Origin of the sequence: Streptomyces bauhiniae (assembly GCF_004784475.1) — a bacterium.
Classification (GTDB): domain Bacteria; phylum Actinomycetota; class Actinomycetes; order Streptomycetales; family Streptomycetaceae; genus Streptomyces; species Streptomyces seoulensis.
Genome location: NZ_SRRT01000001.1, coordinates 516,742 through 537,682 on the forward strand (window position 1 = coordinate 516,742; position 20,941 = coordinate 537,682).

18 protein-coding genes are annotated in these 20,941 nt (G+C 71.3%); 6 read left to right on the top strand and 12 right to left on the bottom strand.

Translation table 11 applies throughout. From position 1 onward, the window contains the following. Positions 1 to 56: 56 nt before the first annotated feature. Positions 57 to 1,421 (top strand): AI-2E family transporter, encoded by a 1,365-nt coding sequence (locus E5083_RS02500; RefSeq protein ID WP_244317357.1) that lies wholly within the window; start codon positions 57 to 59, stop codon positions 1,419 to 1,421. A gap of 21 nt (positions 1,422 to 1,442) precedes the next feature. On the opposite strand, the gene E5083_RS02505 is transcribed toward E5083_RS02500, so the two are convergent. Beyond that, on the bottom strand, positions 1,443 to 1,976 hold the full coding sequence (locus tag E5083_RS02505) for an alkyl hydroperoxide reductase (protein ID WP_135783928.1): 534 nt from the start codon (positions 1,974 to 1,976) through the stop codon (positions 1,443 to 1,445). Between the two features lie 3 nt (positions 1,977 to 1,979). Then, positions 1,980 to 2,534, bottom strand: coding sequence for a peroxiredoxin (locus E5083_RS02510; protein WP_135783929.1), 555 nt, complete (start codon positions 2,532 to 2,534; stop codon positions 1,980 to 1,982). A 135-nt stretch (positions 2,535 to 2,669) separates the two neighbouring features. Here E5083_RS02510 and E5083_RS02515 point away from each other — a divergent pair, with 135 nt between their 5' ends. Continuing rightward, positions 2,670 to 3,641 carry a hydrogen peroxide-inducible genes activator gene (locus E5083_RS02515; protein ID WP_244317358.1) on the top strand — a complete coding sequence of 324 codons (972 nt, stop codon included), beginning with the start codon at positions 2,670 to 2,672 and terminating at the stop codon, positions 3,639 to 3,641. A 4-nt stretch (positions 3,642 to 3,645) separates the two neighbouring features. On the opposite strand, the gene E5083_RS02520 is transcribed toward E5083_RS02515, so the two are convergent. The 3 genes from E5083_RS02520 to E5083_RS02530 are packed head-to-tail and all read right to left on the bottom strand — an operon-like array spanning position 3,646 to position 7,198. Beyond that, positions 3,646 to 5,991 carry an ABC transporter permease gene (locus E5083_RS02520; protein WP_135783931.1) on the bottom strand — a complete coding sequence of 782 codons (2,346 nt, stop codon included), beginning with the start codon at positions 5,989 to 5,991 and terminating at the stop codon, positions 3,646 to 3,648. Further along, positions 5,988 to 6,677 carry an ABC transporter ATP-binding protein gene (locus E5083_RS02525; protein ID WP_135783932.1) on the bottom strand — a complete coding sequence of 230 codons (690 nt, stop codon included), beginning with the start codon at positions 6,675 to 6,677 and terminating at the stop codon, positions 5,988 to 5,990. Before E5083_RS02525 ends, E5083_RS02520 begins: the two co-directional genes overlap by 4 nt. After that, positions 6,674 to 7,198 carry a PadR family transcriptional regulator gene (locus E5083_RS02530; protein ID WP_135783933.1) on the bottom strand — a complete coding sequence of 175 codons (525 nt, stop codon included), beginning with the start codon at positions 7,196 to 7,198 and terminating at the stop codon, positions 6,674 to 6,676. The genes E5083_RS02525 and E5083_RS02530 overlap by 4 nt, the downstream gene beginning before the upstream one ends. A 243-nt stretch (positions 7,199 to 7,441) precedes the next feature. On the opposite strand from E5083_RS02530, the gene E5083_RS02535 reads away from it, so the two are divergent. Further along, positions 7,442 to 9,793: a transglycosylase domain-containing protein gene (locus tag E5083_RS02535; RefSeq protein ID WP_135783934.1), complete on the top strand. Its 2,352-nt coding sequence runs from the start codon at positions 7,442 to 7,444 to the stop codon at positions 9,791 to 9,793. Between the two features lie 67 nt (positions 9,794 to 9,860). Here the strand turns inward: E5083_RS02535 and E5083_RS02540 are convergent, their stop codons facing one another. The 5 genes from E5083_RS02540 to E5083_RS02560 all read right to left on the bottom strand — a co-directional run bounded on the left by E5083_RS02540 (position 9,861) and on the right by E5083_RS02560 (position 16,996). Next, positions 9,861 to 11,939, bottom strand: a complete 2,079-nt coding sequence (locus tag E5083_RS02540; RefSeq protein WP_135783935.1) for an ATP-binding SpoIIE family protein phosphatase — start codon at positions 11,937 to 11,939, stop codon at positions 9,861 to 9,863. A gap of 295 nt (positions 11,940 to 12,234) precedes the next feature. Further along, positions 12,235 to 12,927, bottom strand: coding sequence for a cytidylyl-2-hydroxypropylphosphonate hydrolase (gene fomD / locus E5083_RS02545; protein WP_135783936.1), 693 nt, complete (start codon positions 12,925 to 12,927; stop codon positions 12,235 to 12,237). 94 nt (positions 12,928 to 13,021) lie between these two features. After that, the gene (locus E5083_RS02550) at positions 13,022 to 14,410 is read right to left on the bottom strand and encodes a class II fumarate hydratase (RefSeq protein WP_135783937.1); all 1,389 of its coding nucleotides are present in this window, start codon (positions 14,408 to 14,410) and stop codon (positions 13,022 to 13,024) included. An 89-nt stretch (positions 14,411 to 14,499) separates the two neighbouring features. Continuing rightward, on the bottom strand, positions 14,500 to 15,279 hold the full coding sequence (locus tag E5083_RS02555; protein WP_135783938.1) for an SDR family NAD(P)-dependent oxidoreductase: 780 nt from the start codon (positions 15,277 to 15,279) through the stop codon (positions 14,500 to 14,502). Between the two features lie 46 nt (positions 15,280 to 15,325). Then, positions 15,326 to 16,996, bottom strand: coding sequence for a fumarate hydratase (locus E5083_RS02560; protein ID WP_135783939.1), 1,671 nt, complete (start codon positions 16,994 to 16,996; stop codon positions 15,326 to 15,328). Positions 16,997 to 17,195: 199 nt separating this feature from the next. Here E5083_RS02560 and E5083_RS02565 point away from each other — a divergent pair, with 199 nt between their 5' ends. Next, positions 17,196 to 17,918 (top strand): DUF1707 SHOCT-like domain-containing protein, encoded by a 723-nt coding sequence (locus tag E5083_RS02565; RefSeq protein WP_135783940.1) that lies wholly within the window; start codon positions 17,196 to 17,198, stop codon positions 17,916 to 17,918. A gap of 115 nt (positions 17,919 to 18,033) precedes the next feature. Further along, on the top strand, positions 18,034 to 18,399 hold the full coding sequence (locus E5083_RS02570) for a WhiB family transcriptional regulator (protein ID WP_130331963.1): 366 nt from the start codon (positions 18,034 to 18,036) through the stop codon (positions 18,397 to 18,399). 79 nt (positions 18,400 to 18,478) lie between these two features. Here E5083_RS02570 and glpX read toward each other — a convergent pair whose 3' ends face one another. Beyond that, positions 18,479 to 19,510, bottom strand: a complete 1,032-nt coding sequence (glpX, locus tag E5083_RS02575; protein WP_135783941.1) for a class II fructose-bisphosphatase — start codon at positions 19,508 to 19,510, stop codon at positions 18,479 to 18,481. Between the two features lie 123 nt (positions 19,511 to 19,633). Here glpX and E5083_RS02580 point away from each other — a divergent pair, with 123 nt between their 5' ends. Beyond that, complete coding sequence (locus tag E5083_RS02580; RefSeq protein ID WP_135783942.1) at positions 19,634 to 20,158, top strand: DUF4245 domain-containing protein; 525 nt, start codon at positions 19,634 to 19,636, stop codon at positions 20,156 to 20,158. 85 nt (positions 20,159 to 20,243) lie between these two features. Here E5083_RS02580 and E5083_RS02585 read toward each other — a convergent pair whose 3' ends face one another. After that, on the bottom strand, positions 20,244 to 20,834 hold the full coding sequence (locus E5083_RS02585) for a malonic semialdehyde reductase (protein WP_135783943.1): 591 nt from the start codon (positions 20,832 to 20,834) through the stop codon (positions 20,244 to 20,246). Positions 20,835 to 20,941: the final 107 nt, after the last annotated feature.

The following is a 20,941-nucleotide window of genomic DNA, read 5'->3' on the forward strand; positions in this document are numbered from 1 at the left end:
CCGGCGCGGCCAAGCGCGCCGGAGTGGGCCCGGACCGCGGGGGAAGGGTACGGAACATGACGCGAATGCCAGGATGGCTCGGCCGGCTCGGTGCCGGACTGACCGAGATGAGCGAGCGCCTGGACAAGCGCCGCGCCGAGGTCCAGAAGGAGCACGCCGGGCCCGAGGGACCCCCCGAGGCGGTGGCCGTACCCGCGCCCCGCCCGGCTCCGACCGCCCCGCGCCCCGACCCCGCGCACGCCGTGCCGTGGGGAGTGCGGGTCGCGGCCGAGGCGGGCTGGCGGCTGCTGGTGCTGGCCGGCACGGTCTGGGTGCTGATGCGGGTCATCAGCGCCGTCCAGCTCGTGGTGTTCGCGTTCGTGGTGGCCCTGCTGGTGACCGCGCTGCTGCAGCCGACCGTGGCCCGGCTGATGCGGTACGGCATGCCGCGCGGCCCGTCGACGGCGCTCACCGCCATATCGGGCTTCGTGATCATCGGGCTGCTCGGCTGGTTCGTGACCTGGCAGGTCATGGAGAACATCGACACCCTCTCCAGCCAGATCCAGAACGGCATCGACGATCTGCGCAACTGGCTGCTCAAGAGCCCGTTCCACGTCACCGACAAGCAGATCAACCAGATCGCCAAGAACCTGCGCGAGGCCGTCGGAGCCAACACCGACCAGATAACTTCCGCCGGACTTGAGGGAGTTCAGGTCGTCGTCGAGGCGCTGACCGGCATCCTGCTGGTCTTCTTCTCCACGCTCTTCCTGCTCTACGACGGCAGGCGGATCTGGGAGTGGTTCCTGAAGCTGGTGCCCGCCGCCGCCCGTCCGGGCGTGGCCGGTGCCGGTCCGCGCGCCTGGGCCACCCTGACCGCGTACGTACGCGGCACAGTGCTGGTCGCGCTGATCGACGCCATATTCATCGGGCTCGGGATCTACTTCCTCGACGTGCCGATGGCGGTGCCGCTGGCGGTCTTCATCTTCCTGTTCTCGTTCATCCCGCTGGTCGGCGCGGTCGCCTCCGGTGCGCTCGCCATCGTGGTCGCGCTGGTGACGCAGGGCGTGTTCACCGCCCTGATGACGCTGGTGGTGGTGCTCGCGGTCCAGCAGATCGAGGGCCACGTCCTCCAGCCGTTCATCCTCGGCCGGGCGGTCCGGGTCCATCCGCTCGCGGTGGTCCTCACGGTCGCGGCCGGCGGCATGGTGGCCGGCATCGGCGGCGCGGTGGTCGCCGTACCGCTGGTGGCGGTGACGAACACGGTGGTGGGGTACTTGAGGAAGTACTCGGCCGAGCAGCACTGGCCGGCGACGGAGATAGGAGACCCTGCGGACGCGGCGGCCGAGGACCAGCCCCCCGTCCGGGCCGAAGCGGAGCCGGCCGGGGGCACCGCCCCCGACGACACCCGCGAAACCACCGAAGGCCCCGCTCAGCAGGTCTGAGCGGGGCCTTCGGGCGGGGTACTACTCGGCGAGGACGGCCTCGGCCTCAAGCGTGACGCCGACCGCCTGGATCACCGAGGCGATCTTGAACGCCTCCTGGACCACCTCGCGCTCGACACCGGCCTTGCGGAGCACCTGCTCGTGCGAGTCGAGGCACAGACCGCAGCCGTTGATCGCGGAGACCGCGAACGACCACAGCTCGAAGTCGACCTTGTCGACGCCGGGGTTGCCGATGACGTTCATCCGCAAACCGGCGCGCAGGGTGCCGTACTCGTGGTCCGACAGCAGGTGCCGGGTGCGGTAGAAGACGTTGTTCATCGCCATGATGGCGGCGGCGGACTTGGCCGCGTCGTACGCCTCGGGCGAGAGGTTGGCCTTCGCGTCCGGCTCCAGCTCACGCAGCACGATGGGGGAGCGCGAGGCGATCGCGGTCGCCAGCACGGTGCCCCAGAGCTGCTGGGCGGGGAGGTCGGAGTTGCCGATGACCGAGCCCAGGTTGAGCTTCAGGTCCTTGGCGTAGTCCGGGACGCGGGACTTCAGCGAGTCGAGCGACATGGGTCACTCACCAGCCAGCAGCGCGACCGGGTCGAGGGTGTCCTCGCCCTTGCTCCAGTTGCACGGGCACAGCTCGTCCGTCTGGAGGGCGTCGAGGACCCGCAGGACCTCCTTGGGGTTACGGCCGACGGAGCCGGCGGTCACCATGGTGAACTGGATCTCGTTGTTCTGGTCGACGATGAAGACGGCGCGCTTGGCGAAGCCGTCCTCGCCCTCGATGCCCAGGTCGCGCATCAGCTCGTGCTTGGAGTCCGCCATCATCGGGAACGGCAGGTCGGTCAGGTCCGGGTGGTCCTTGCGCCAGGCGTGGTGGACGAACTCGGAGTCACCGGAGAAGCCGAGGACCTGCGCGTCACGGTCGGCGAACTCGTCGTTCAGCTTGCCGAAGGCCGCGATCTCGGTCGGGCACACGAAGGTGAAGTCCTTGGGCCACGCGAAAACGATCTTCCACTTGCCCTCGTAGGTCTTGTGGTCGATCGTCTCGAACTCCTTGCCCTTCTCCAGCGAGACGCAGGCGGTCAGTTCGAACTCGGGGAACTTGTCACCGACAGTGAGCACGTGCTCTCCTTGCAGCGCGGGGACACCCCAGCTTGCGGGATGTCTCCCATGGGTTGGACTGGGCCGATGGTGGCACAGGGTGGATTGATTAGTGAAATAGCTACACTCGGTCTGGTTGATCGGAGGTGGCTATCAGTGACCATCAGTAGTGGCAAGCGGAAGCAGCCGACCCTGGCGCAGTTGCGCGCCTTCACCGCGGTCGCCGAGCATCTGCACTTCCGGGACGCGGCCGCCGCCATCGGGATGAGCCAGCCCGCGCTCTCCGGGGCGGTCGCCGCGCTGGAGGAGACCCTCGGCGTGGCCCTGGTGGAGCGTACGACGCGCAAGGTGCTGCTCTCGGCCGCCGGGGAGCGGCTCGCGGTGCGGGCCAAGGCGGTGCTGGCCGAGATGGGCGCGCTGCTGGAGGAGGCCGAGGCGGTACGGGCGCCCTTCACCGGGGTGCTGCGGCTCGGCGCCATCCCGACCGTCGCCCCCTATCTGCTGCCGACCGTGCTGCGCCTGGTGCACGAGCGCTATCCGCAGCTCGACCTCCAGGTGCACGAGGAGCAGACCGCCAGCCTGCTGGAGGGCCTGCACTCCGGACGGCTCGACCTGCTGCTGCTCGCCGTGCCGCTCGGTGTGCCCGGCGTGAGCGAACTCCCGCTGTTCGACGAGGACTTCGTGCTCGTCACCCCGCTCGATCACGAACTCGGCTGCCGCAGCGGCATCCCGCGCGAGGCGCTGCGCGAGCTGAACCTGCTCCTGCTGGACGAGGGGCACTGCCTGCGCGACCAGGCGCTGGAGATCTGCCGGGAGGCCGGCCGGGAGATCCGGGGCGGCGGCGCGGCCCCGGTCACCACGACCGCCGCCGGCCTCTCCACCCTGGTCCAGCTCGTCGCGGGCGGCCTCGGCTGCACCCTTTTGCCCCGCACCGCGATACGGCTGGAGGCGACCCGTGGCAGCAAGGTCCTCACCAGCTCCTTCGCCGGTCCGGCCCCGAGCCGCCGGATCGCCCTCGCCATGCGCACGGCCGCGGCCCGCTCCGCCGAGTACGAGGAGCTGGCCGCGGCCCTGCGCGAGGCGATGACCCCGCTGCCCGTACGGATCGTGGGCGGCGCGGCGGACTGAGCCGCTACTCGGTGCGCAGTCCGTCGGGGCGGGTCATGCGGAGCAGGGGCGGCAGGGTGAGCAGGGTGACCGCGAGGACGACGGCCGCGCCGACGCCGGTCAGCGCCAGCACGTCGGACCAGACCACGGTCACCTTCGCCGCCGACATCCGCAGCAGCACCGCGCCCAGGCCGACGCCCACCCCCGCGGCCAGCAGCAGGCCCAGCGTGATCGGGAGGGCCGACTGCCACAGCACCGACAGGCCGAGGGTGCGGCGCCGGGTGCCGAACGCGACCAGCGCCGACAGCAGTTTCCGCCGCTCGCGCAACTGCTCCAGTTGGGAGACCAGCAGGCTCGCCCCGATCAGCATCAGCACGCAGGAGGCACCGATCAGCATGCCGGTGCGCAGCGAGGTGTACCGGGCGGAGGTCTCGGTCGGCGTGACGGCCATGATGTCCGCGAACGGGTCGACCCGCGCGGCGGTGTTGCGCACGTACTCCTGCACGTCCGGCAGCGCCTGGTCCATCCGTACGAAGACCTCGCCGTACAGCGCCGGTTGGGCGGCCTTGGGGAGCGCGGCCGGGGTGACCAGCAGGCCGTTGGCGCGGGGCATCAGCGAGTCCTCGCGGGCCGTGGCCCAGCGCAGGTGGTCCGGCACGGCGATCGGCACCGAGAGGCCCTGGGTGTCGGCGTACGCGGGGTCGATGTAGGCGTCGTGGCCGGGGCGCAGTACGGCGTCGCGGGAGTCGCGGTCGAAGTCGGTGCCGTACTCGGGGCTTGCGAGGGCGAAGGTGTCGCCGTCGCGGCAGGACGGCAGGTGCGCCAGCTCGCGCAGCGAGGCGCAGTCGCCCACGATCACGTCGAGCGCGGCGTCCGCGTCGCGTGGCTTCTCGCCGAGCGAGGCGGTGGCCAGACCCACCGACGCCCGTACCCCCTTGGTCCGGGCGACCGCGGCGGCGGCCGGGCCGACGCGGCTGTGGTCGGAGAGGGCGATCTCCAGTTGGGCGCGGGACGGGTCCTTCCCGGTGTTCTTCTCGTACTGGCCCTGCACGCCCGCGAAGAGCATCTGGAGCGCGATGGCACCGGCGACGGCGACCGCGACCCCGTTGACCGTGCGGGCCGCCGTACCACTGCTCAACTGGAGCCTGCGCACAGCCAGTTGCCAGGACAGCGGGCCCGGGTCGAGCCGGGCGACGGCGCGTTCCACCAGCCAGGGCAGCAGCGAGGTGACGCCGATCAGGAGGAACAGGACACCGGCGATGACGAGGTACTGGTTGAAGTCGCCGTTCGAGTGACCCTGCCCGATCATCGGGTAGAGCAGCGCCAGCCCGGCCAGCGGCAGCAGCAGCCGCCACCACAGCCGGCGCCGGGCGGGCACGGCGGTACGGACCACGCCGAGCGGCTCGATGACCACCCCGCGCATGGCCAGCAGGGTCACCAGCACCGCGCACGCCGGGACCGCGAGGGCGACCAGCAGGGCGAGGAGGGGAGAGGGGTCGAGGTAGGCGGGGTAGAAGCTCTCGCCCATGACCGTCACCGACCCGGCGAGCTGCCGTCCGGCCAGGAAGAGTCCGGCGCCGATGACCAGGCCGATCAGCGAGCCGGCCAGCGCCTCGCCCGCCGCGATCCGGCGGGTGGTGCGGCCGTCGGCGCCCACCAGCCGCAGCGCCGCCAGCCTGCGGTCGCGCCGCTCGCCGCCGAAGCGCACGGCGGCGGCGATGAACACCGCGACCGGCATCAGCAGCACCACGAACACGACCAGCACCATCATCAGCAGCACCGGGTCGGTCTGTTCGGCCTGCGGCTGCGGGTCCCCGAACGCGCGCAGCCGCTCGGTACGGGAGCCCCCGGCCTGCGGCTTCAGGCCCTCGGCGCCCGCGTAGTAGACGAGTTCGCGCGGGCCGAGCAGCCCCTTGGCGCCGATGGTCCCGGTGATCCGGTACGGCAGCCGCTCGCGCAGCAGCTTCGCGTCGCCGGAGGCGAGGAGTTCGCCCAGCGCGGGGGAGACCAGCATCTCGCCCTTGGCCGGGAAGCGGTCGGTGCCCGGCGGCAGCGGGGCCCTGGGGCCCTCGGGTTCGAGGAGGCGGCCCCGGATGGACTTGGTCCGCCACCAGGTGTCGGTGTCCGCCAGCAGCAGGGTGTCGTCGCCCTTGGGGCGCGGGTGCACGGCGAACGTGTAGTCGGTCCGGGCGTCCTCCACCGCGTGGCGGGCGGAGACGACACCGGGCAGTGCGGTGGTGAGCAGCAGCAACGCCACGCCCATACCGACGCCGACCGCGGTCAGCGCCGTACGGACCCACCCCTCGCGCCCCCCGGTCATGGCGAACCGGGCCCCCATCCCCAGGTCACGGGCGTACTGCCGCACGCTCATGCGCTGCGCTCCATGTCCCGCGACCGGCCGTCGCGCACCACGATCTCGCGGTCGGAATAGGCGGCCACCCGGGCCTCGTGGGTGACGAGGACGACGGCCGCGTTGGTGGAGCGGGCGGCGTCGGTGAGGAGTTCCATCACGCGCTCGCCGTTGAGCGAGTCCAGCGCGCCGGTCGGCTCGTCGGCGAACAGCACGCGGGGCCCGGTGACCAGGGCCCGTGCCACCGCGACCCGCTGGCCCTGGCCGCCGGAGACCTCGCCGGGCCGCTTGCGCCCCAGGTCGTCCACCTCCAGCCGCTCCATCCAGGTGAGCGCGGCCCGTTCGGCCTGCTTGCGCGGGGTGCCGTTCAGCCGCAGCGGCAGCGCCACGTTCTCCACACAGGTCAACTCCGGGACGAGCTGGCCGAACTGGAAGACGAAGCCGAACTCGCCGCGCCTCAGCGCGCTGCGCTCGCTGTCGCTCATGGTGGTCAGCTCGCGTCCGGCGTAGGTGATCGAGCCGGAGTCGGGGCGGACGATCCCGGCGAGGCAGTGCAGCAGGGTGGACTTGCCGGAGCCGGAGGGGCCCATCACGGCGACGACCTCGCCGGGGTGGACGGAGAAGGCGGCGCCGTCCAGGGCCGCGGTGGGGCCGTAGGACTTGCGCAGGTCCCGGGCGATGAGCAGGGAGCCGTCGGGCGGGGTCATGCGACCACCTCCGTGCGAAGTTTGTCGAGGCGTGCCGCGGTCAGTTCCAGCCATCTGAGGTCGGCCTCCAGATGGAACAGGGCGTGGTCGCAGATCAACTGGTCGGCCAGGTCGCCCTTGCGCTTGCGGTCGGTGAGCACGCGCATGGTGCGCAGGTGCTCGGCGCGCTGGGTGTCGAGGACGTCGGCGGCGTCGCGGTGGGTCAGCAGGGCCAGTACGACCTTGGTGTACAGGGTCGAGCGGAGGTAGTCCTCCGGCTTCTCCGGGCTCGCGAGCCAGCGCTCGACGTCCGTGATGCCGGCGTCGGTGATGGCATACCGTTTCCGGTCGGGACCGTCTCCCGCCTCGATGCCCTCGACCTCCACGAGGCCGTTCTTGAGCAGCCGGGACATGGTCGCGTAGACCTGCCCGTAGGCGAGCGGCCGGTCGTGGCCGAAGGTGTCGTCGAAGGCCCGCTTGAGGTCGTAGCCGTGCCGGGGGCCGGACTCCAGGAGCCCTAGAAGGGTGTGACCGATGGACATGGCGAGCACTCTACACACGGTGTATACCCCCGGTGCATAGGGGGTTCGGAACGGGCAACTCCGCTTTTTCGGGCGTTCCCACGGGCAACCTTGAACCCTTCCTGCCCGTCGGTTCCTTTGGGGTGGGTGCCGGTGGGTGCTCATTCTCACGTCCGTAAAAGAGTGGATCGGGCGCTCTTTGTCACATAGGGGGGTGTTAGCTTTCGGAGCTGACCCCGAGACGGAAGCGGAGCCAAGGGACCCATGGGACGAGCGGACGAGAGACGAGCGCGCCAGCGCGGCGGCCACCGCGCGGCACCCGGACGCCGTTCGGCAGCCCCGGCCTCCGAGCCCTCCGGCGGTACCGGCGGCAAGCCCGCCAAGGGCCGAATACGCAGGCTCTTCACCTGGAAGAAGATCCTCGGCACCGTCTTCGGCCTCTGCCTGCTGTGCATGGCCGGCTTCGCCGCGCTCTACCTGTCGGTCGACGTGCCCGCGGGCAACGTGGCCGCCCAGCGGCAGAGCAACGTCTACAAGTACGGCGACGGCACGGTCCTCGCCCGCGACGGCGAGGTCAACCGCGAGATAGTCGACCTCTCCAAGGTGCCGCGCAAGGTCCAGCTCAGCTTCGTCGCCGCCGAGAACAAGTCCTTCTACACCGACCCCGGTGTCGACCTGAAGGGCACCGCCCGCGGTCTGCTCAACACCCTCGCGGGACGCGGCAAGCAGGGCGGCTCGACCATCACCCAGCAGTACGTCAAGAACTACTACCTGAGCCAGGACCAGACCGTCTCCCGCAAGCTCAAGGAGATGGTCATCTCGCTGAAGGTGGAGCGCGAGAAGTCCAAGGACGAGATCCTCGCCGGCTACATCAACACCAGCTACTACGGCCGCGGCGCCTACGGCATCCAGGCCGCCGCCCAGGCGTACTACCACGTCGACGCCCAGGACCTCACCGTCCAGCAGGGCGCCTACCTCGCCGCCCTGCTCCAGGCCCCGAGCCAGTACGACTGGTCCACCGCCACGGCGACCGGCAAGCGGCTGGTCACCGACCGCTGGAACTACGTCCTGAACAACATGGTCAAGGAGCACTGGCTCGACCCGGGCAAGCGCGCCGCCCTGAAGTTCCCGGTGCCCAAGGAGCCCAAGGGCGCCCCCGGCATGGAGGGACAGAAGGGCTACCTGGTCCAGCTCGCCAACTCCCAGCTCGAGCACCAGCTCATGAAGCAGGAGGGCATCTCCCGCTCGGAGGCCGAGGCCAAGGTCGAGGGCCAGGGCTGGACCATCACCCTCAACGTGGACCGCGAGAAGCAGGCCGCGCTGGAGAAGTCGGTCAGGACGCAGCTCACCAGCAAGCTGGAGCCGAAGCAGCGGCCCGTCGACGCCGACGTCCAGGCCGGCGCGGTCTCCGTCGACCCCAAGACCGGCCGGATCGTCGCCCTCTACGGCGGCAAGGACTACTACAGCCACTGGGTCGACAACGTCGCCCGCCGCGACTACCAGCCCGCCTCCACCTTCAAGCCGGTCATCCTCGCGGCCGCGCTGGAGCACGAGGCCACCACCCAGAGCGGCACGCTCATCGGCGCCGGCACCGTCTACGACGGCACCAGCCGCCGCCAGGTCCTCGACCACGGCTCCCGCGTCGGCTTCGCCCCGCCCAACGAGGACGACGCGGACTACGGCCCGATCAGCGTCCAGACGGCCATGAACAAGTCCGTCAACTCCGTGTTCGCGCAGATGGGCGTGGACGTCGGCATGGACAAGGTGATGGACACCGCGAAGCGGCTCGGCATGGACACCGAGGGCATGCAGGCGGTCCCCGCGCAGACCCTCGGCTCCATGGGCGCCAGCCCGCTGGAGATGGCGGGCATGTACGCCACCCTGGACAACCACGGCCGCAAGGTCACCCCGAGCATCATCAAGTCGGCCGAGCAGTCGGGCCGTACGGTCCAGTTGCCCAACCCGGTCGGTGAGCGGGTGCTCGACCGGACCACCGCCGACACCGTGACCTCCGTGCTCACCGGCGTGGTCGACGACGGCACCGCCCGGCAGTCCGTGGCGAACAACGCGCTGCGGGCCGGGCAGCAGGTGGCGGGCAAGACGGGTACCTCGGACTGCGACCGCTCGGCCTGGTTCACCGGCTACACCCCCGATCTCGTCACCTCCGTCGGCCTGTTCGGCGAGGCGCACAAGGACGGCGTGACCGGCTGCGAGGGCGAGAAGGTGAAGAAGTTCGCCCATGTCTCGCTCAAGGGCACCATGGGCGGCGGCCGCGTCAACGGCGGTGGACCCCCGGCCCAGATCTGGGCGTCCTACACCTTCGGCGTGACGCGTCAGACCGAGTTCGACCTCGACACCACCCAGGGTGCCGCCGTCGCCCCGACCCCGCCGCCGACCCCCAGCGAGACCCCGTCCCAGACGCCGTCGGAGACCCCGAGCAGCGAACCGCCCACCTCCGAGACGCCGTCCGAGACGCCCAGCGAGACCCCGAGCGAAACACCGACCACGGAGCCTCCCACCCAGAGCCCGACCCAGACGCCGACCACCCAGCCGCCGTCCGGGGGCTTCACCCCGCGCAACCCGTTCGACCCCGACCAGCGGGACGGCCAGCAGTAGGCGTGACACGCGAAGGGCGCCCGGCATGATGCCGGGCGCCCTTCGCGTCGTACAGGACGGGGGGGGGTCAGCCCCCGTGCAGCTCGAACCAGACGACCTTGCCGACGCTCAGCCGGGTCGCGCCCCAGCGCCGGGCCAGCTTGTTGACCAGGTACAGGCCCCGGCCGCCCTCGTCGGTGGCGCGCGCCTGGCACAGCCGGGGGAGCTGCGGCACGTCGTCACCGACCTCGCAGCGCAGCACGTCCGTGCGCAGCAGCCGCAGCGTCACCGGACGCGTGGTGTAGCGCACGGCGTTGGTGACCACCTCGCTGACCAGCAGCTCGACCGAGTCGGTGAGGTCCTCCAGGCCCCAGTCGGCCAGTGCCGTACGGGCCAGCCGGCGGGCCTTGCCGGGGGCAGCGTCCTCCGCGTCCAGCGACCAGTACCGCACATCCTCGGACGCGATCCCGTCGAAGCGGGCCGCGAGCAGGGCGATGTCGTCGTCCCGGTCGCCGGGGCCGAGCATGTCCAGCACCTCGTCGCACAGCGCCTCCAGCGGCGGCGGGTGGTCCGGGCCGGTGAGCTGCGCGGTCGCGGTCAGCCGCTCCCGCAACTGCTCTATGCCGGTCCACACGTCCCGCAGCCGGGACTCCACCAGGCCGTCGGTGTACAGCAGCAGCGTGGCCCCGGCGGGCGCGTCCAGCTCGACCGCCTCGAAGTCCACCCCGCCCACGCCGATCGGCGCGCCCGGCGGCACCCGCAGCACCTCGGCGGTGCCGCCCAGGTGCAGCAGGACCGGCGGCGGATGGCCGGCGTTGGCGATGGTGATGCGGTGCGCGACGGGGTCGTAGACCGCGTACATGCAGGTCGCCATGCGGTCGGTGCCGAGCCGCTGGGCCTGCTCGTCCAGGTGGTGCAGGACCTCCTGCGGGGGCAGGTCGAGACCGGCCAGGGTCTGCGCGGTGGTGCGGAGCTGGCCCATGATGGCGGCCGAGGTCATGGAGTGGCCCATCACGTCACCGACCACCAGCGCCACCCGGCTGCCGGGCAGCGGGATCGCGTCGTACCAGTCGCCGCCCACCCGCGCCGTCTCCGCCGCGGGCAGATAGCGCGAGGCCAGCCGCACACCGGTGGGGTGGGGGAGGGTCTCGGGGAGCATGGTGCGCTGCAACTCGTCGGCGATGTACGCCTCGCGGCCGTACAGCACCGCCTTGTCGATGCCGAGCGCGCTGTGCGTGGCGAGCTGCGCCGCCACCAGCAGGTCCTCCGCCTCGAAGGCCAGCCGGTCCGGGCGGCGCAGGAACACCGCCGCGCCGATCACCCGGCGCCTGCCGCGCAGCGGCGCGAGGATCGCCCGCTGGCCGGACGGGACGAGAGCCTCGCCGTCCTCGCCGAGCAGTTCGGGCAGCGCGGCGCGGGCGGCCGGGGTGTCCGCGAACACCGGGCGCACCCCGCGCAGCACCTCGTTCAGCGCGCCGCCCGGGCGCACCTCGCACAGCTCGGCGGTGAGCGCGGCCGGGCCGGAGAGCGCGGCCAAGGCCGCCGCCTCGGCGTCCGGCTCCGGGAACGCGGGCGGCAGCAGCAGGCCCTCGGTCTCCCGCTCGTCCGGAATCCGGTCGGTGCGGCGCAGCCGCAGCACCACCGGCCCGGTGGGCCGCTCGTCGCCGACCGGCAGCGGGTCGCGCAGGTAGACCAGGATCGCGTCGGAGAAGGTGGGCACGGTGGCGCGGCACAGGCCCATGACGATCTCGTCCAGGTCGAGACCGCGCGCGATGCGCCGGGTGGCCGCGCCGACGAACCGCAGCCGGTCGCCGTCCCGGCGCATCGGCATCGGGCGTCCGGGCGGGCCACCGCGGCCGGTACGCCGCTCCTGGCCGCCCGGTGAGCGCTCCTGCTCGGCGCCCGGCTGGGCGGGAATGGACTCCGGCGCGGGCCTCGGACGGTGTTCCCCCACGCTGGACTTCGCGCGCGCGGGAGGTTCCCCCATGGGCTCGGCGGCGGCAGGCTGCGAGTGCTCAGGGCCGTTGACTGGGCGCTCCTTCTTCTTGTTCTTCCCCGTGCCCGCGCCGCCCCGGGTCTGGGCCGGTGCGCCCAGCAGCGCCCCGCGCACGGCGGGGTCGACGCCCGGCTGGGGGCGTCCGCAGGAGGAAGTGGGCTGCTCCGTCACGCGTGTCGAATCCGTCCGTCCGGGGCTGCGCGCCGGGCGCGCAGGAGAGGCCGCCGAAGTCCCGATACCCGGATCACGTGCCCCGGGAACGGAATTCCCGCGTGGTCAGGGGTGGTTTCCGCCGAGCGGGTGAACCCCGCGCCGGCCGCGCCACCGCCCGCCTCGTACCCCTCGCTCACGTGCTGCCGCCCCTCGGTGACATATGGTCAGGCTCTGCGCAAACTCCGGTAGTTGTACCTCGGTGCCCTTGCGGAGGACGATCCTACGGTTGTGGTCCGGGGGCGCATCAAGGGTCTCATGAGGACACGTGCGCGGGCGTACGGTCCCAGTCCTCCGGCAGCGCGGGCACCGTCCAGGACGGATCGGGCCGCCAGTGCTGCCAGCCGTCGGTGTACGGGGAGCCCCACGCCTCGATCACCTCCACCGCCCGCCGTCCCGCCGACTTCACCCGCCCGGCGGTCTCCGCGTCCATCAGGCCGTCCCGCTGGGCCTGGGCGAACTCGTCCTCGTCCCGCCAGTGCCAGGTGCGGTCCGGGTGGACGGAGATGTCCAGGAAGTGGTCCTCGGAGTCGACCCCGCCGGCCCAACGGGCAAGCGGCTGCTCCAGGTTGACGTACCAGTTCTTGAAGCGCCAGCCCGGTTCCCAGAACAGCCACACCGACCAGGGCTCGCCGGGCCGGGCCAGCTTCAGCACCCCGGTGCCGAACCAGCGGTCCCGCCGCACCACGCGCGGCTTGGTGTAGCGGGACTCCAGCGGCTCCAGATGGACCGGGGTGCCGTCGGCCAGCACCGGCTTGACGCACTCCGTGCCGGGGGCCAGCCATACGGCGAGCAGCTCGGCGTCGTCCCGGACGACGGTGACGGGACGAGCGATGTGGACCGCGTCGCCCGCGTTCTCCCGGTACCGCCACAGGATCGGGGTGCCGGGGGTCCAGTACGCCGCCGTCGGGCCCGCTTCCGCTCGTCTCACCGCTTCGTCGTCCGTCATGGGCAGATATTAGGTGCCGGAAGCACCCGATGCTGCGGTGCGCGTCACCCTTCCGGACAGGTGGCGGGAAAACGCCGGTGCCGTTCGCCAGGCGTCACGGGCGCGTCATCCGCAGGACATCCAGCGCCTCGTCGAGCTGCTCCAGCGTCAGGTCGCCGCGCTCCACGTAGCCGTCCTCCAGCACCACCTCGCGGATCGTCTTGCGCTCGGCGAGGGACTTCTTGGCGATCCGCGCGGCCTCCTCGTAGCCCAGGTAGCGGTTGAGCGGGGTGACGACCGAGGGGGAGGACTCGGCGTACTCGCGGGCGCGTTCGCGGTCGGCGGTGATGCCGTCGACGGTGCGGTCGGCCAGCAGGCGGGAGGCGTTGGCCAGCAGCCGCACCGACTCCAGCACGTTCTTGGCCATGACCGGGAGCATCACGTTCAGCTCGAAGTTCCCCGCCGCGCCGGCCGTGGCGATGGTGGCGTCGTTGCCGATGACCTGGGCCGCGACCATCAGCACCGCCTCCGGGACGACCGGGTTGACCTTGCCCGGCATGATCGAGGAGCCGGGCTGGAGGTCGGGCAGGCGGATCTCGGCGAGGCCGGTGCGCGGGCCGGAGGACATCCAGCGCAGATCGTTGGCGATCTTCGTCAGGCCGACCGCGATGGTCCGCAACTGCCCGCTGGTCTCCACGATCCCGTCGCGCGCGCCCTGCGCCTCGAAGTGGTCGCGGGCCTCGGTGAAGGGCAGCCCGGTCGCCCGCGCCACCTCCTCGATCACGGCCGCCGAGAAGCCGGGCGGGGTGTTGATCCCGGTGCCCACCGCCGTGCCGCCGAGCGGGAGTTCGGCCAGCCGGGGCAGCGCGGAACGCAGCCGCTCCACGCCGTACGTCACCTGCGCCGCATAGCCGCCGAACTCCTGACCCAGGGTCACGGGGGTCGCGTCCATCAGATGCGTGCGGCCCGCCTTCACCACGTCCGCGAACTCCTCCGCCTTGCGGGTGAGGGCGGCGGCCAGGTGCTCCAGGGCGGGAATCAGGTCGTGAACCACGGCGGCGGTGGCCGCGATGTGGATGGAGGAGGGGAAGACGTCGTTGGACGACTGGGAGGCGTTGACCTGGTCGTTGGGGTGCACGTCCCGGCCGAGGCGCTCGCCGGCGAGGGTGGCGATGACCTCGTTGGTGTTCATGTTGGAGGAGGTGCCGGAGCCGGTCTGGAAGACGTCCACCGGGAAGTGCTCGTCCCAGGTGCCGTCCGCGACCTCGGCGGCCGCCCCCTGGATCGCGTCGGCCACGTCCCGGTCCAGTACGCCGAGGTCGGCGTTCACCTTCGCTGCCGCGCCCTTGATCCGGGCCAGCGCCTCGATGTGCGCGCGCTCCAGGTGTTGCCCGGAAATGGGGAAGTTCTCGACGGCGCGCTGGGTCTGCGCGCGCCACTTGGCGTGGGCGGGGACGCGGACCTCGCCCATGGAGTCGTGCTCGGTGCGGTACTCGTCGGTCATACCCGGTACAGCGAACGGGGGCGCCGTGATGTTCCTGGGCTGGGCCGGACGGGGCTCAGTGCGCCCGCTTTTCAATGCACCCGCGCTTTTCAGTGCACCGAGAAGCCGCCGTCCACGAAGAGGGACTGGCCGGTGACGTACCCCGAGGCGCGGCTCGCCAGGAAGACGGCGGCGCCCGCAAAGTCCTCGGCGAGGCCGTTGCGGCCGACCATGGTCCGGGCGGCCAGCGCCGCCACCTTCTCCGGGTCGGACGACAGCCGCGCGTTGAGCGGCGTCATCACGAAGCCCGGCACCAGGGTGTTGACGGTGACGCCGGACGGCGACCACTCCTCGGCCTGGGAGCGCGCGAGCGACTCCAGCGCGCCCTTGGACACGCCGTACGCCCCCGAGCGGACGAAGGCGCGGTGCGCCTGCTGGGAGGAGATGTGGATGATCCGCCCGAAGCCCCGCTCGGCCATGCCCGGCCCGAACCTCTGGCTGAGCAGATGCGGTGCGTGGAGGTTCACGGCGAGGGTGAGGTTCCACTCCTCGTCGCTCAACTCGCTGAAGGGCGGCCGCAGATTGATCCCGGCGCAGTTGACGAGGATGTCCGGCTCCCCGAACACCCCGGCCGCCTGCTCGGCGGCGGCCCGCGCCCCGTCCCGCGTACTCAGGTCGGCGCTCACCCACCCGGCACGGCAGCCGAGTTCGGCGAGCTGGGCGCAGGTAGCCGCCAGGGCCTCCTCGCCGCGCGCCACGACCACCACCGAGGCCCCGGCCCGCGCCAGCGCCTCGGCGATCGCGCGCCCGATGCCGGAACTGCCCCCGGTCACCACGGCGACGCGGCCGTCCAGCGAGAACAACCCGGAGAGATAAGCCGCAGAAGTCATGCGGGCACCCTAGGGGGCCGACCGACCGGCCCCCCCAGGAGGGGTCTCAGGCCAGGCCGGGGCCGCGGACCGGGATGGACGTGAACGTCGGTGCGGGCGCCGGGTCCTGGAAGAAGTCGTTGCCCTTGTCGTCGACCACGATGAAGGCCGGGAAGTCCTCGACCTCGATCTTCCAGACCGCCTCCATGCCCAGCTCCTCGTACTCCAGGACCTCGACCTTCTTGATGCAGTCCTGGGCGAGGCGGGCGGCGGGGCCGCCGATGGAGCCGAGGTAGAAGCCGCCGTGCGCGTCGCAGGCGTCGGTGACCTGCTTGCTGCGGTTGCCCTTGGCCAGCATCACCTTGGAGCCGCCGGCCGCCTGGAACTGCTCCACGTAGGAGTCCATCCGCCCGGCCGTGGTCGGGCCGAAGGAGCCGGAGGCGTAGCCCTCGGGGGTCTTGGCCGGGCCCGCGTAGTACACCGGGTGGTCCTTGAGGTACTGCGGCATGTCCTCGCCCGCGTCCAGCCGCTCCTTGATCTTGGCGTGCGCGATGTCGCGGGCCACGACCAGCGGGCCGGTCAGCGAGAGGCGGGTCTTGACCGGGTACTTGGTCAGCTCCGCGAGGATCTCGTCCATCGGCTGGTTGAGGTCGATCTTCACGACGTCCCCGGCCTCGTCCAGGTGCTCCTCGGTGGTCTCTGGCAGGAAGCGCGCCGGGTCCGTCTCCAACTGCTCCAGGAAGACGCCCTCGGCGGTGATCTTGGCGACGGCCTGGCGGTCCGCCGAGCAGGAGACCGCGATGGCGACCGGGCAGGACGCGCCGTGCCGGGGCAGGCGCACCACACGCACGTCGTGGCAGAAGTACTTGCCGCCGAACTGCGCGCCGATGCCGATCTTCTGGGTCAGCTCGAAGACCTTCTCCTCCAGCTCCTTGTCCCGGAAGCCGTGACCGAGCGCGGAGCCCTCGGCCGGGATCTCGTCCAGGTAGTGCGCGGAGGCGTACTTGGCGGTCTTCAGCGCGAACTCGGCGGACGTACCGCCGACCACGATCGCCAGGTGATACGGCGGGCAGGCGGCCGTGCCCAGCGAACGGATCTTCTCCTCCAGGAACTTCATCATGGAGGACTCGTTCAGGACGGCCTTCGTCTCCTGGTACAGGAACGACTTGTTGGCCGAGCCGCCGCCCTTCGCCATGAAGAGGAACTTGTAGGCGCCGCCGTCGGTCGCGTACAGCTCGATCTGCGCCGGGAGGTTGGAGCCGGTGTTCTTCTCCTCCCACATGGTGAGGGGAGCCATCTGCGAGTAGCGCAGGTTGAGGTTCAGGTAGGCGTCGTAGATGCCGCGGCTCAGCGCCGCCTCGTCGCCGCCCTCGGTCAGCACGTTCTGGCCGCGCTTGCCCATGACGATCGCGGTGCCGGTGTCCTGGCACATGGGGAGCACGCCGGCCGCCGCGATGTTCGCGTTCTTCAGCAGGTCCAGCGCGACGAACTTGTCGTTGCTGGACGCCTCCGGGTCGTCGATGATCCGGCGGAGCTGGGCGAGGTGGGCGGGGCGCAGATAGTGCTGGATGTCGTGGATGGCCTCCTCGGCCAGCTTGCGCAGCGCCTCCGGCTCCACCTTGAGGAACGTCCGCCCGTCCGGCCCCTCGACGGTGGACACACCCTCGGAGGTCACCAGGCGGTACGGCGTGGTGTCCTCTCCCTGGGGGAGCAGATCGGTGTACGCGAACTCAGGCATCTCAGCCCATTCCTTCTTCGACGGACGGCGCCCGCCGACGCTGGCGAGCCTGTCCAGCGTAGAACCCGGCTCGGACAGTGCACTGGTGAGGTAAGACTCACTTGACGCCGGGCGGGCCGTGCGGGCCTCCCGGCAACGTTGTCCGGTAGTTGTCCACAGGCCCTAGTCGCGATCTATCGCGTTTCGGTACGCTGCTCCCGTGGACCTTCAGAAGCACGCCCAGCCCGCGGACACCGCCCCGCGCCCGGCCGACCTGCGCGCCTCGGACGCCGACCGCGACCGGGTCGCCGACATCCTCCGTGACGCCCTGGCCGAGGGCCGGCTGACCGCCGAGGAGCACGCCGAGCGGGTGGAGGGGGTGCTGCACACCAAGACCGTCGGCGAGCTGGACGCCTTCATACGCGACCTGCCCGCCGCGCACGAACGCCCGGCGGCGCCCCCGTACGCCTCCGTGCCGCACCGCCCGCGGCCCGGCTCGCTCCCGGCCGACGCGGACACCAGCGTGGTCGCCGTCTTCAGCAGCGCCGTGCGCCGGGGCCGCTGGCGCGCGGGGCGCCGGGTGCACGCCTTCGCGGTGTTCGGCAGCGTGGAGATAGACCTCAGCGAGGCCGTCTTCGAGTACCAGCAGGTGGTGATCAAGGCGGTCTCGGTCTTCGGGGACGTCCAGATCCGGGTCCCGGAGAACGTGTCGCTGCGCGGCACCGGCGGCAGCGTGCTGGGCAACTTCGAGGTCAGCACGCTGGACTCGGTGCAGTCCGACGCCCCGGTGATCTACGTCGACGGCTGGTCGGTGCTGGGCAACGTGGAGGCGCGGCCCCGGCGCGGAAAGTTCGTGGCGGACATCCTCGACCGGGTCCAGGACAAGGTCGAGCGGGCCCACGACAAGGTGGACCGGAAGCTGCGCAAGTACCTGGGGGACTGACGCCGAACAAGCCGTCGTACGCCGGTGGTTGGGAACGCAGTGCATAGGCGCGCGTACAACGGGTAGGGCTTGCTGCATCGTCTCTCGCTAGCGAATTCGTCGTCAGGAGTAGACCGTGCTGCAACCGCCGCATTCGTCCCTGCAGGTAGCCGCCGTTCCGGCCCAGCGGGGCCCGGCGCGAGACAGGGATCAGGACGCGCCCTGGCACACCGAGGCGGTGTGCCGGCGCGACGAGGCCGGTCTGTTCTTCGCCCCGTCGAAGGAGCCGACCGCCGCGCGCCTGTCCCGCGAGGAGGCGGCGAAGCGGGTGTGCGCCCGCTGCCCGGTGATGATCGAGTGCCGCGAGCACGCCCTCCTCCAGCCCGAGCCGTACGGCGTCTGGGGCGGCCTGACTGCCGCCGAGCGCCGCGTGGTCTTGGCCCGCAGGCGCAGGCGCGAGGTGGAACTCAAGAAGGCAACGGCAACGCGTATAGCGGGCTGAACTGTAGCTACCCAGGGGCGCGGGGAACTGCGCGACCAGCCACGACGGACCGGCACCCGCTCCCGCGCCCCCTGAACCCCTACTTGGCCCGATCGAAGTCGATCGCGCTGTAGGCCCGCAGCTTGCTCAGCCGATGCTCCGACTCGATCTTCCGCACGGTCCCCGACTTGGACCGCATCACGATGGAATCGGTGGTCGCGGTCTCCGACCGGTACCGCACCCCCCGCATCAGCTCCCCGTCGGTGATCCCGGTCGCCACGAAGAACACGTTCTCCCCGCTCACCAGGTCATCCGTGGTGAGCACCCGGTCCAGGTCATGGCCCGCGGCGACCGCCCGCTCCCGCTCCTCGTCGTCCTTCGGCCAGAGCTTGCCCTGGATCGTGCCGCCCAGGCACTTCACCGCACAGGCCGAGATGATCCCCTCGGGGGTGCCGCCGATGCCGAGCAGCAGATCGATGCCGGTGCCCTCGCGCAGCGCCAGGATGGAGCCGGCCACATCGCCGTCCGAGATCAGCTTGATCCGCGCGCCGGTGTCCCGGATCTCCTTGATGACGCCCTCGTGCCGGGGCCGGTCCAGGATGCAGACCGTGACGTCCTCGGGCGTGCGCCGCTTGGCCTTGGCGACCCGGCGGATGTTGACCGACACGGGCGCGTCGATGTCCACGAAGTCGGCCGCCTCGGGCCCGGTGACCAGCTTGTCCATGTAGAACACGGCGGACGGGTCGAACATGGCGCCCCGCTCGGCGGCGGCCAGCACGGCGATCGCGTTCGCCATGCCCTTGGCCGTCAGGGTGGTCCCGTCGATCGGGTCCACGGCGATGTCGACCTCGGGTCCCGTCCCGTCGCCGACCTGCTCCCCGTTGAAGAGCATCGGCGCCTCGTCCTTCTCGCCCTCGCCGATGACGACGACGCCGTTCATCGAGACGGTGGAGACGAGGGTTCGCATGGCGCGCACGGCGGCGCCGTCGGCGCCGTTCTTGTCGCCCCGGCCGACCCAGCGGCCCGCGGCCATGGCCGCGGCCTCGGTGACCCTGACCAGTTCCAGGGCGAGGTTGCGGTCGGGGGCCTCGGAGGGGACATCGAGTTCGGACGGCAGATGATGCTCGGTCATCGGAGCGCACCTTTCTGATACGACGACGGCCGGATGAGTATGAGGTGACTCTATCGCCGGGCTTACAAAATGAGCAGGGGGCCCCACGGATGAGCGCGGAGGGCACCTGAGACCATAGGAGGCGTGGCAGGTTCGAACGGCAAGCAGAAGACGGTCCGGGACATGATCCTTTCCCTGGCCCTGATCGGTATCGCGGCGGCGGTCATCTACGTCTTCGTCCCGCACGACGACCACAAGCCCGACCTCCCGCGGGTCGACTACACGGTCGAGACGACCACGGCACGCAGGGCCGTGAGCTACCCGGTGGCGGCCCCCGAGGGGCTGCCGGACACCTGGAAGGCGACCTCCGTCCGCTTCCGTGGCGAGGAGTCCGACCGCTGGCACCTCGGCTTCCAGGACCCCGAGGGCCAGTACGTACAGGTCGAGCAGTCCACCCAGAAGCGCTCCGACTTCATCGAGCAGGCCACCCAGGGCTCCTCGGCGACGAAGAGGACCGAGAAGATCGACGGCCGCACCTGGACCCGGTACTCCGGCGGCCGCTACGACGCCCTCGTCCTGGAGGACACCCCCGGCTCCACCACGGTGGTGTCCGGCACCGCCTCCTTCGACCGCCTGACCACCATGGCCTCGGCGCTCAAGATGGCCTAGCGGCTCCCTCTTACGATGCGCGAAGGCCCCCGGAAGCGCATTCCGGGGGCCTTCGCGCGTGCCGTGAACCGGCGAAAAGCGCTGCTCAGACGGTCGTGATCACGTCGTCGTAGGACAGGCGCGGGCCGCGCGGGTGCGAGGCGTCGGCGGCCGGGCGGCCGATGTTGACGATCATCAGCGGGGCGTGGTCGTCGTCCAGGAACTCCTTGCGGACGCCCTCGGCGTCGAAGCCGGTCATCGGGCCCGCGGCCAGGCCGGCGGCGCGGACGCCGACGACGAAGTAGGCGGCCTGGAGCGCGGCGTTCAGCGCGGCGGAGCGCTCACGGACCGGGCGCTCGGCGAAGAAGGCGTCCTTGGCCTGCGGGAACGCAGGGAACAGGGCCGGCAGCTCCTCGTGGAACTCGTTGTCCGCGGAGAGGATCGCCACCAGCGGGGCGGTGGCCGTCTTGGGCTTGTTGCCGTCGGCCATCAGGGCCACCAGGCGCTCGCGGGCCTCGGGGGAGCGGACCAGGGTGATCCGCAGCGGGGTCTGGTTGAAGGCGGTGGGGCCGTACTTGACCAGGTCGTAGATGGCCCGGACCTGCTCGTCGGTCACCGGCTCGTCGGTGAAGGAGTTCGCGGTGCGGGCCTCGCGGAACAGCAGGTCCTGGGCGGCCGGGTCGAGAACGAGAGACATCTGTGACTTCCTGGGGTGCGCGTATGGTCCGCTGGGCGGGACCTGATGACGGACCCGACCCTACGCCAGAGAAGTTCAAGCTTTAACAAAGCCTCCCGGCAGCACCC

Bases quoted from the DNA above. Each gene is read 5' to 3' on its own strand.
- E5083_RS02500 (WP_244317357.1), top strand. From the start codon at position 57: ATGACGCGAATGCCAGGATGGCTCGGCCGGCTCGGTGCCGGACTGACC.
- E5083_RS02520 (WP_135783931.1), bottom strand. From the start codon at position 5,991: ATGAGCGTGCGGCAGTACGCCCGTGACCTGGGGATGGGGGCCCGGTTC.
- fomD (WP_135783936.1), bottom strand. From the start codon at position 12,927: ATGACGGACGACGAAGCGGTGAGACGAGCGGAAGCGGGCCCGACGGCG.
- E5083_RS02530 (WP_135783933.1), bottom strand. From the start codon at position 7,198: ATGTCCATCGGTCACACCCTTCTAGGGCTCCTGGAGTCCGGCCCCCGG.
- E5083_RS02535 (WP_135783934.1), top strand. From the start codon at position 7,442: ATGGGACGAGCGGACGAGAGACGAGCGCGCCAGCGCGGCGGCCACCGC.
- glpX (WP_135783941.1), bottom strand. From the start codon at position 19,510: ATGACCGAGCATCATCTGCCGTCCGAACTCGATGTCCCCTCCGAGGCC.
- E5083_RS02525 (WP_135783932.1), bottom strand. From the start codon at position 6,677: ATGACCCCGCCCGACGGCTCCCTGCTCATCGCCCGGGACCTGCGCAAG.
- E5083_RS02560 (WP_135783939.1), bottom strand. From the start codon at position 16,996: ATGCCTGAGTTCGCGTACACCGATCTGCTCCCCCAGGGAGAGGACACC.
- E5083_RS02585 (WP_135783943.1), bottom strand. From the start codon at position 20,834: ATGTCTCTCGTTCTCGACCCGGCCGCCCAGGACCTGCTGTTCCGCGAG.
- E5083_RS02550 (WP_135783937.1), bottom strand. From the start codon at position 14,410: ATGACCGACGAGTACCGCACCGAGCACGACTCCATGGGCGAGGTCCGC.
- E5083_RS02505 (WP_135783928.1), bottom strand. From the start codon at position 1,976: ATGTCGCTCGACTCGCTGAAGTCCCGCGTCCCGGACTACGCCAAGGAC.
- E5083_RS02555 (WP_135783938.1), bottom strand. From the start codon at position 15,279: ATGACTTCTGCGGCTTATCTCTCCGGGTTGTTCTCGCTGGACGGCCGC.